Origin of the sequence: Actinomadura sp. NPDC049753 (genome assembly GCF_040674655.1) — a bacterium.
GTDB classification, from domain to species: domain Bacteria; phylum Actinomycetota; class Actinomycetes; order Streptosporangiales; family Streptosporangiaceae; genus Spirillospora; species Spirillospora verrucosospora.
Genome location: NZ_JBFARL010000086.1, coordinates 24,714 through 33,527 on the forward strand (window position 1 = coordinate 24,714; position 8,814 = coordinate 33,527).

Annotated in this window: 8 protein-coding genes; 7 read left to right on the forward strand and 1 reads right to left on the reverse strand. The window is 70.1% G+C overall.

Annotated features, from left to right (window positions below; translation table 11 throughout):
* Positions 1-33 precede the first annotated feature (33 nt).
* Genes nuoI through AB0K37_RS22315 form a run of 7 tightly spaced genes read left to right on the forward strand, consistent with a single transcriptional unit; the run spans position 34 to position 7,963 of the window.
* A complete protein-coding gene (nuoI, locus tag AB0K37_RS22285; RefSeq protein WP_363984032.1) occupies positions 34-612 on the forward strand; it encodes an NADH-quinone oxidoreductase subunit NuoI in 579 nt (192 codons plus the stop codon).
* On the forward strand, positions 609-1,529 hold the full coding sequence (locus AB0K37_RS22290; protein ID WP_363984024.1) for an NADH-quinone oxidoreductase subunit J: 921 nt from the start codon (positions 609-611) through the stop codon (positions 1,527-1,529). The genes nuoI and AB0K37_RS22290 overlap by 4 nt, the downstream gene beginning before the upstream one ends.
* Positions 1,526-1,825: an NADH-quinone oxidoreductase subunit NuoK gene (nuoK, locus tag AB0K37_RS22295; protein ID WP_185028663.1), complete on the forward strand. Its 300-nt coding sequence runs from the start codon at positions 1,526-1,528 to the stop codon at positions 1,823-1,825. The genes AB0K37_RS22290 and nuoK overlap by 4 nt, the downstream gene beginning before the upstream one ends.
* Positions 1,826-1,835: 10 nt before the next feature.
* A complete protein-coding gene (gene nuoL / locus AB0K37_RS22300) occupies positions 1,836-3,752 on the forward strand; it encodes an NADH-quinone oxidoreductase subunit L (RefSeq protein WP_363984026.1) in 1,917 nt (638 codons plus the stop codon).
* Positions 3,749-5,329 carry an NADH-quinone oxidoreductase subunit M gene (locus AB0K37_RS22305; RefSeq protein ID WP_363984027.1) on the forward strand — a complete coding sequence of 527 codons (1,581 nt, stop codon included), beginning with the start codon at positions 3,749-3,751 and terminating at the stop codon, positions 5,327-5,329. The genes nuoL and AB0K37_RS22305 overlap by 4 nt, the downstream gene beginning before the upstream one ends.
* Positions 5,326-6,912 carry an NADH-quinone oxidoreductase subunit NuoN gene (gene nuoN, locus AB0K37_RS22310; RefSeq protein WP_363984029.1) on the forward strand — a complete coding sequence of 529 codons (1,587 nt, stop codon included), beginning with the start codon at positions 5,326-5,328 and terminating at the stop codon, positions 6,910-6,912. Before AB0K37_RS22305 ends, nuoN begins: the two co-directional genes overlap by 4 nt.
* 49 nt (positions 6,913-6,961) lie before the next feature.
* On the forward strand, positions 6,962-7,963 hold the full coding sequence (locus AB0K37_RS22315; RefSeq protein ID WP_363984034.1) for a polyprenyl synthetase family protein: 1,002 nt from the start codon (positions 6,962-6,964) through the stop codon (positions 7,961-7,963).
* A gap of 191 nt (positions 7,964-8,154) precedes the next feature.
* On the opposite strand, the gene AB0K37_RS22320 is transcribed toward AB0K37_RS22315, so the two are convergent.
* Positions 8,155-8,814: MFS transporter (locus AB0K37_RS22320; RefSeq protein ID WP_363984031.1), on the reverse strand; the 660-nt coding region annotated here is incomplete at its 5' end.

The following is an 8,814-nucleotide window of genomic DNA, read 5'->3' on the forward strand; positions in this document are numbered from 1 at the left end:
CCGGTCAAGGGGTTCGGGGTCTCGTTCCACCAGATGTTCATGAAGAGCGAGACCGTTCAGTACCCCGAGGTGAAGAAGCCGACGGCTCCTCGCTTCCACGGGCGGCACCAGCTGAACCGGTGGCCGGACGGCCTGGAGAAGTGCGTCGGCTGCGAGCTGTGCGCGTGGGCGTGCCCCGCGGACGCCATCTTCGTCGAGGGCGCCGACAATACGGCGGACGAGCGGTACTCGCCGGGCGAGCGCTACGGCCGCACCTACCAGATCAACTATCTGCGGTGCATCCTGTGCGGGCTGTGCATCGAGGCGTGCCCGACCCGGGCGCTCACGATGACCAACGAGTACGAGCTCGCCGACGACAGCCGCGAGAGCCTCATCTACACCAAGGAGATGCTGCTGGCGCCGCTGCGCGAGGGCATGGAGGCGCCCCCGCACGAGATGCGGCTCGGCGACACCGAGGAGGAGTACTACCGCCTCGGCCTCCAGGAGGGCGAGCAGTCGTCCGGGACGCCCTCGGCGCCGAAGATCCCTTCCGAGGACGGCGGGCGCGCGAGCGCCGACCAGGCCGTCAAGCGCGAGAAGGCGAAGGCGCGCAAGGGCGGTGAGGGCAAGTGACCGGCTCCGTCGCGGGCGCGCAGGTGCTCGCCGCCGAGGTCGCCGACAAGCAGTCCGGCGAGCCGTTCTTCTTCTGGCTGCTGGCGATCGTCTCGGTGCTCGCCGCCCTCGGCATGATCTTCATGCGGAAGGCGGTGCACTCGGCGCTGCTGCTGGCGACCGTGATGCTCTGCCTGGCCGCGCTGTACGCGATCCAGAACGCGCCCTTCCTGGCGTTCGTGCAGGTGATCGTCTACACCGGCGCGGTGCTGATGCTGTTCCTGTTCGTGCTGATGCTCGTCGGGGTCAGTTCCACCGACTCGCTGGTGGAGACGATCCGGGGCCAGCGGTTCTGGGCGGCGATCGCCGCGGTCGGCTTCCTCGTCCTGCTCACCGTCGGGGTCGGCAACGCGGCGCTCGGCGGTTCGGCCGGGCTGAACCAGGCCAACTCCGAGGGCAACGTCATCGGGCTGGCCCGGCTGCTGTTCTCCAAGTACGTGTTCGCGTTCGAGGCGACCAGCGCCCTGCTGATCACCGCGGCGCTGGGCGCGATGGTGCTGGCGCACCGGGAGCGCACCGAGCCGAAGCCGACGCAGAAGGACCTGTCGCGGCAGCGGTTCCTGTCCGGCTCCCACCCGGGCCCGCTGCCGGGCCCCGGCACCTACGCCCGGCACAACGCCGTCGACATGCCGGCGCTGCTGCCCGACGGGACGCCCTCGGAGCTGTCGGTCAACCCGGTCATCGCGGCCCGCACCGACACCGCGGAGCGGCACGCCGACCTGTACGGCGGCTCCGAGGAGGAGGCCCTCGAACGGGACGTGGCCGCGGTCAAGGCGGTCACCGAGGACGTCCGCGACTCGGGCGCCGAGGAGCGCTCGGTCAAGTCGGGGACGCCGGCCGCCGGCGGCGGCGCGAGTGAAGGCGAGGCAGGAGAATGAGCCCGGGGCACTACCTGGCGCTCTCGGCGGTCCTGTTCACCATCGGAGCGCTCGGCGTCCTCGTGCGCCGCAACGCCATCGTGGTGTTCATGTGCGTCGAGCTGATGCTGAACGCGACGAACCTGGCGTTCGTCTCGTTCTCCCGAATGCACGGCAACCTGGACGGCCAGATCATCGCCTTCTTCGTGATGGTGGTGGCCGCGGCGGAGGTCGTGGTGGGTCTGGCGATCATCATGACCATCTTCCGGACCCGCAGGTCCTCGTCGGTCGACGACGCGAACCTGCTGAAGTACTGAGAGGCCAGGGATGAAAGCGGAAGGCATCCAGGCCGCGTCCTGGCTCCTCGTCGCGCTCCCGCTGGCGGGCGCCGCGATCCTCCTGCTCGGGGGACGGCGGACCGACCGGTGGGGCCACCTGCTCGGCGCCGCGATGTCGCTGGCGTCGTTCGCGGTGGGCGCCGCGATGTTCGCCCAGATGCTGGGATACGACGCCGAGGCCCGGCGCCGCACCCTGCACCTGTGGGACTTCATCGACGTCGGCACGTTCAAGATCGGCATGGACCTGCTGGTGGACCCGCTGTCCATCACCTTCGTCCTGCTGATCACCGGGGTGGGCTCGCTCATCCACATCTACTCCATCGGCTACATGGCCGAGGACCCCGACCGCCGCCGTTTCTTCGCCTACCTGAACCTGTTCCTGGCGTCGATGCTGGTGCTGGTCCTGGGCGGCAACTTCCTGATCCTGTTCCTGGGCTGGGAGGGCGTCGGTCTCGCCTCCTACCTGCTGATCGGGTTCTGGCAGCACAAGCCGACGGCCGCGACCGCCGCGAAGAAGGCGTTCGTCGTCAACCGGGTCGGCGACATGGGGCTGATCATCGCGATCGCGCTGATCTTCGCCTCGTTCGGCAGCATCGACTTCGGCACGGTCCTCGGCACCGGCGCCGAGCACGTGGGGCTCGCCTCCAAGCTCGGCACCGGCACCGCGACGGCCATCGGGCTGCTGCTCCTGGTCGGCGCGTGCGGCAAGTCGGCGCAGCTCCCGCTGCAATCGTGGCTGCTGGACGCGATGGAGGGCCCGACTCCGGTGTCGGCCCTCATCCACGCCGCCACGATGGTCACCGCGGGCGTCTACCTGATCGTCCGGTCCGGACCGATCTTCGAGATGTCCGAGACCGCGCAGCTGGTGGTGACGATCGTCGGCGCGGCCACGCTGCTGGCCGGTGCGATCATCGGTTGCGGCAAGGACGACATCAAGAAGGCCCTCGCCGGATCGACGATGTCGCAGATCGGCTACATGGTGCTGGCCGCGGGCCTCGGCCCGGCGGGCTACGTCTTCGCCATCGCGCACCTCGTCGCGCACGGCTTCTTCAAGGCCGGGCTGTTCCTCGGCGCCGGCTCGGTCATGCACGGCATGAAGGACGACGTGAACATGCGCCACTACGGCGCGCTGCGCACGGTCATGGTGATCACCTACGCGACGTTCGGCCTCGGGTACCTCGCCATCATCGGGTTCCCCGGCCTGTCGGGCTGGTTCACCAAGGACGGCATCATCGAGGCCGCCTACGCCAAGGGCGGCACGTCCGGGATGATCCTCGGCTCCTGCGCGCTGATCGGCGCCGGGATCACCGCGTACTACATGTCCCGGGTCATGTTCATGACGTTCTTCGGCGAGAAGCGCTGGGAGGACGACGTCCACCCGCACGAGTCGCCGGCCGTCATGACCTGGCCGCTGATGTTGCTCGCGGTCGGGTCCGTCTTCGCGGGCGGGTTCCTGATCCTCGGCAGCTTCCCCGAGTTCCTCGAACCGGTCGTCGGGGCGCCCGAGCACGCGCACGAGTTCAAGTGGCTCACCGCGCCCGGCGCCGCCACCTTCGTCCTGATGATCGTCGGTGCCGGGATCGCCTGGATGCAGTACGGCGCCCGGAAGGTGCCGCGCGAGGCGCCCAAGGGCTCGTTCGTCACCGTCGCGGCCCGCAAGGACCTCTACGGCGACGCGCTCAACGAGTCGCTGCTGATGCGTCCCGGCCAGTGGCTGACCCGGCTCGCGGTCTGGTTCGACGGGCGCGGCGTCGACGGCGCCGTCAACGGGACGGCCGCCGGCGTCGGCGGCAGTTCCGGCCGGCTCCGGCGCGTCCAGACCGGCTTCGCCCGCTCCTACGCCCTCTCGATGCTGGGCGGCGCGGCCCTCGTGGTCGCGGCGCTCCTGGTGGTGAACGTGTCATGAGCGACTTTCCCTGGCTGAGCGTCCTCATCGCGCTGCCGCTGGTGGGCGCGGTGCTGCTCAGCGCCATCCCGCGCGAGCGGGAGGCGCTGGTCAAGCAGTTCTCGCTCGGCGTCTCCCTCCTCGTCGCGGCCCTCACCGGGGTCATGGCGTCGGGCTTCGACGCGGGCGGCGCGCGGTTCCAGTTCACCGAGAAGTACTGGTGGATCAAGGAGTTCGGGGTCCACTGGGCGGTCGGCGTCGACGGCGTCGCGCTGGTGCTGATCGTGCTGTCGGTCGTCCTCGTCCCGCTGGTCATGCTGGCCTCGTGGAGCGAGGCCGACCGGTCCGGCGGCGTGGACGTCCCGGCGAAGCGGTCGGTGAAGACGTACTTCGCGCTGCTGCTGACGATGGAAGCGGCCATGATCGGCGTGTTCGCCGCGACGGACGTGTTCCTGTTCTACGTCTTCTTCGAGGCGATGCTCATCCCGGTGTACTTCATCATCGGGTACTACGGCGGCGCCCAGCGGTCCTACGCCGCGGTGAAGTTCCTGCTGTACTCGCTGTTCGGCGGGCTGCTGATGCTCGTCGCCGTCATCTGGCTGTACCCGCTGTCGAACCGGTCGGTCGCGGAGGGCGGCCTCGGGCACGGCACGTTCATGTTCGACGAGCTGTCGAAGATGAACATCGACCCGACGACGGCCAAGTGGCTGTTCCTCGGCTTCTTCGTCGCGTTCGCGATCAAGGCGCCGATGGTGCCGGTGCACACCTGGCTGCCCGACGCGGCGCAGCAGTCCCCGGCCGGCGCGCTGGTGCTGATCGTCGGCGTCCTGGACAAGGTCGGCACCTACGGGATGCTCCGGTTCTGCCTGGAGCTGTTCCCCGGCGCCGCCAAGTGGGCGACCCCGGTCGTGCTGGGGTTCGCGGTGCTCAGCATCATCTACGGCGCGATCCTCGCGATCGGCCAGGTCGACATGAAGCGCCTCATCGCCTACACGTCGGTGTCGCACTTCGGGTTCATCGTCCTCGGCATCTTCGCGATGACGTCGCAGGGCCAGTCCGGCGCGGCGCTCTACATGGTGAACCACGGGTTCTCCACCGGCGCGCTGTTCCTCGTCGTCGGCTTCATGATCGTCCGGCGGCGGTCGGCGCGGATCTCCGACTTCGGCGGGGTGCAGAAGGTCGCGCCCGTCCTCGCCGGGATGTTCCTGGTCGCCGGCCTGTCCGCGCTGTCGCTGCCCGGCCTGTCCACGTTCGTATCGGAGTTCCTCGTCATCGTCGGGACGTTCAGCCGGTACGAGTGGGCGGGCGCGCTCGCGGTCAGCGGCGTCGTGCTCGCGGCCATCTACGTCCTGTGGATGTACCAGCGGACCATGGGCGGCCCCAAGACGCCCGCGGTCGAGGGCATGAAGGACCTGTCCGCCCGGGAGAAGTGGGCCCTCGCCCCGATCATCGCGATCATCGTGGCGATGGGCTTCTTCCCGCAGCCGGTGCTGCACGTGATCAACCCGTCGGTGGACCACACGCTGGCGCGGGTCGACCAGCACGACCCGGCGCCGGACATCACCGGTAACGTCGCCGAGAACGGAGCCCGTCCATGAGCACCACCAGTCAGGTGAGCGCGGTCCTCGCGCAGGGGGGTGACATCCCCGCGCCGCACATCGAGTACGGGCAGATCGCCCCGCTGCTGCTGGTCCTCGGCGTCGCCGTCGCGGGCGTGCTCGTCGAGGCGTTCGTCGGCCGGACAGCGCGCTACTACGTGCAGGTGCCGCTGGCGTTCCTCGGCCTCGCGGGCGGGTTCGCCTGGACGATCCTGCTGGCGTGGCGCGACAACCCGCACCACGTCGCCGCCGAGGGCGCTCTGGGCGTGGACGGCCCCACCCTGTTCATCCAGGGCACCATCCTGGTGCTGGCCCTCGTCAGCCTCCTGCTCATCGCCGAGCGCGGCGACGGCAGGGCCGGCGGCCACTTCGCCGCGCAGGCCTCGGCCCTGCCCGGCAGCGAGGCCGAGCAGCGCACCACCGAGGCCGGGTTCACCCAGACCGAGGTGTTCCCGCTGATGATGTTCGCCGTCGGCGGCATGGTGATGTTCCCGGCGGCCAACGACCTGCTCACCATGTTCGTGGCGCTGGAGGTCATGTCGCTGCCGCTGTACCTGCTGTGCGGGCTCGCCCGCCGGCGCCGCCTCCTCTCCCAGGAGGCGGCGGTCAAGTACTTCCTGCTCGGCGCGTTCTCCTCGGCGTTCTTCCTGTACGGGGCGGCGCTGCTGTACGGGTACGCCGGGTCCGTCCGGCTGTCGGACATCTCCGCGCAGATCGGCAAGGACGCGGGCAGCGAGACCCTGCTCCTCGCAGGCGTCGCGCTGCTGTCGGTCGGGCTGCTGTTCAAGCTCGGCGGCGTCCCCTTCCACATGTGGAAGCCGGATGTCTACCAGGGCGCCCCCACGCCGATCACGGCGCTGATGGCGTCCTGCACCGTCGTCGCCGCGTTCGGCGGGATCCTGCGCGTCTACTACGTCGCGTTCGAGACGCTGAAGTGGGACTGGCGGCCCGTCCTGTGGGGTGTGGCCATTCTCACCATGATCGCCGGGTCGATCATCGCGATCACGCAGACCGACATCAAGCGGATGCTGGCCTACTCCTCGATCGCGCACGCGGGCTTCCTGCTCATGGGCGTGATCGCCAGCTCCCCGGACGGCCTGTCCAGCACGATGTTCTACCTGGTCGCCTACGGCTTCACCTCGATCGGCGCGTTCGCCGTCGTGACGATGGTGCGGGACGCGGGCGGCGAGGCCGGCCACCTGTCGCGGTGGGCGGGCCTCGGCAAGCGGTCCCCGGTGGTCGCCGGCGTGTTCGCCTTCTTCCTCCTGGGCTTCGCGGGCATCCCGCTGACCAGCGGCTTCACCGGCAAGTTCGCGGTGTTCAAGGCGGCCGTCGAGGGCGGCGCCACGCCCCTGGTGATCGTCGCCGTGATCTCCTCCGCGGTCGCCGCGTTCTTCTACGTCCGTGTGATCGTCGTCATGTTCTTCAGCGAGCCGGACGCCGAGGGCCCGGTCGTGGTGGCCGGCCCGGCGACCGCGGTCGCGGTCGCGCTCGGAGTGACGGCTACTGTGGTACTCGGCGTGATCCCGCAGCCCGTTCTGGACCTCGCGGGGCAGGCCACGACCCACATGTTCGTCCGGTAGGGAGTCTTGGGTGAGCAACCCATTCGCTGAGAAGTCCGGCGGGCCGGCCATCCAGGAGACCGGCCCGTTCGGGCTTCCCGTCGACGCCGCGCTCGCGTCCGACGCCAAGGACCGCCTCGCCGCCGTCGAGTCCCTTCTGCTCGACTGCGTCCGGGGCGAGGACCCGCTGCTCACCGAGGCCTCGCAGCACCTCGTCGAGGCGGGCGGCAAGCGCTTCCGGCCGATGCTGGTGCTGCTGGCCTCCCACTTCGGCGACCCGGCGGCGCCCGGCGTCGTCCCCGCCGCCGTCGTCGTCGAGCTCACCCACCTCGGCACCCTCTACCACGACGACGTCATGGACGAGGCCACCATCCGCCGCGGCCAGCAGTCCGCCAACTCCCGCTGGACGAACACCGTCGCCATCCTCACCGGCGACTACCTGTTCGCCCGCGCGTCCGACCTGCTCGCCGACCTCGGCCCCGAGGCCGTCCGCATCCAGGCCCGCGCGTTCGCCCGCCTGGTCCGCGGCCAGATCCAGGAGACCGTCGGCCCCGGCGAGGACGCCGACCCCCTCAAGCACTACCTCCAGGTCGTCGCCGACAAGACCGGCTCCCTGATCGCCGTCTCCGGCCAGTTCGGCGCCCTGCTCTCGGGCGCCCCCGCCCACGTCGTCGACACCGTCACCTCCGCCTGCGAGAAGATCGGCATCGCCTTCCAGCTGTCCGACGACATCCTCGACGTCGCCTCCGAGACCGAGGAGTCCGGCAAGACCCCCGGCACCGACCTGCGCGAAGGCATCCGCACCCTCCCGACGCACCACGTCCTCGCCGGCATCGGCTCCGGCCCTGACGACGCCCGCCTCCGCGAGCTCCTCACCCAGGACCTCACCGACGACGCCCTCCACGCCGAGGCCCTCACCCTCCTGCGCGCCCACCCCGCCATGGACCGCGCCCGCGCCGACCTCCGCCGCTGGGCCGAGGACGCCCGCAGCGAACTCCTCACCCTCCCCGAGATCCCCGCCCGCGAAGCCCTCACCAACCTCTGCGACTACGTGATCACGAGGACTCGATAGCTTTTCTCTCCTCCTTCGGGCCTGGCGGCCCTCCATCGTCGATAAAAGCGGGCGATCGCTGGCATCGCTTCGGCTCGCCTTGCGGCTCGCTGCGCGATCAGGTTCTCGCAAGCTCGAACCTGCCTTCGGACGCGATCGCGGCCATTGAGGTTGTCGCGTGGTTGCGGTGATGGCTGAGGTCGGCGCGGTGTCTATTGCGGGGCTCTCTGCCGTAGAGGTCGCCGGGCGGTCGCGGTGGCTAGGGCTAGGGCGGCCAGGGTTCCGCCTAGCCACATGACGCTCGTTTCGCCGGTGGTGTCGGCTATCTGTCCGCCTGCCAGCGCACCTAGCGAGATGGCGAGGTTGAAGGTGGCGACGAACAGGGCCGATGCCGGCTCGGCGGCGTGCGGGGGCACCGCGCGCAGCAGCCAGTTCTGTAGCGTCACCGACACGCCGCCGTAGGCGACTCCCCACAGGACCAGCAGCACGACCGCCGGAAGCGGGGACCGGCCCGCGACGGGGAACAGCAGGACGGCCGGCGCGAGCAGGACGGTGATCCGTACCAGGGTGCGGCGCGGGGCGTGGGCGGCCGCCGTCCCCGCGGTGAAGTTGCCCGCGATGCCCGCCACGCCGTACACCAGCAGCAGCGTGCTGATCAGGTCCGGGTTCACGCCGGACACCCGCTCCAGGACGGGACGCACGTAGGTGTACGCCGCGAAATGCCCGGTGACCAGGAGGAACGTCACCAGGAGGCCGGCCTGCGCGCGGGGTGCGCGCACCACGGCGTCCTTGGTGAACTTCGGCGGGACGAACACGACGGAGACGTCCGCGCCGGTCTCCTGCATGGCCTCCTTGACGGTGCCGAACACCGG

Bases quoted from the DNA above. Each gene is read 5' to 3' on its own strand.
- nuoI (WP_363984032.1), top strand. From the start codon at position 34: ATGTTCATGAAGAGCGAGACCGTTCAGTACCCCGAGGTGAAGAAGCCG.
- nuoK (WP_185028663.1), top strand. From the start codon at position 1,526: ATGAGCCCGGGGCACTACCTGGCGCTCTCGGCGGTCCTGTTCACCATC.
- nuoL (WP_363984026.1), top strand. From the start codon at position 1,836: ATGAAAGCGGAAGGCATCCAGGCCGCGTCCTGGCTCCTCGTCGCGCTC.
- AB0K37_RS22305 (WP_363984027.1), top strand. From the start codon at position 3,749: ATGAGCGACTTTCCCTGGCTGAGCGTCCTCATCGCGCTGCCGCTGGTG.
- nuoN (WP_363984029.1), top strand. From the start codon at position 5,326: ATGAGCACCACCAGTCAGGTGAGCGCGGTCCTCGCGCAGGGGGGTGAC.